Source organism: Barnesiella intestinihominis YIT 11860 (genome assembly GCF_000296465.1).
Lineage (GTDB): Bacteria > Bacteroidota > Bacteroidia > Bacteroidales > Barnesiellaceae > Barnesiella > Barnesiella intestinihominis.
Map to the genome: position 1 here is coordinate 901,285 of NZ_JH815203.1, position 499 is coordinate 901,783.

Here is a 499-nt window from a genome sequence, read left to right on the forward strand (position 1 = left end):
TCGCACACCATATATCCTTCGCTCTTAACGGCTCCACTTGGATAATAATCAGCACAATAACACTTATATTTACAGAAAATTCGGCAATACCCCGTATATATACTGTCCTTATTGAGTTCTATCGAATCAATGGTACAACGTAATTCTCCTTCATCTCCAAACATATACCATGTGCCAGATATATTATCCGCTGTGTATTCCCCAAACAGAAATAATTTATTACGATAAAAACGCTTGTATAATCCATCTTTTTTACCACCTTTATAATATAGATCATATACGAATCCTCCTCCGACAGAATCTCTCCAATAGCCTTCCCTCTGCCCTAAATCATTCACCCGATTCATCGGAATCTTACGGCCGATTCCAAAAATGCCTGTCGCCACACAACCGGCAAAAAACAGCAATAGCACGCTCTTTTTCATAACTCCTAATCTTATATTTTTACATAACCATACATCAGGACTCTATTTTTTCACATAGGACTTTGATATAATCC

1 protein-coding gene is annotated in these 499 nt (G+C 37.3%); it reads right to left on the reverse strand.

What is annotated here, in order from left to right; translation table 11 throughout:
* The coding region (locus HMPREF9448_RS14690; RefSeq protein ID WP_008861244.1) for a hypothetical protein at positions 1–425 on the reverse strand (425 nt) is incomplete at its 3' end.
* Between the last annotated feature and the right edge of the window lie 74 nt (positions 426–499).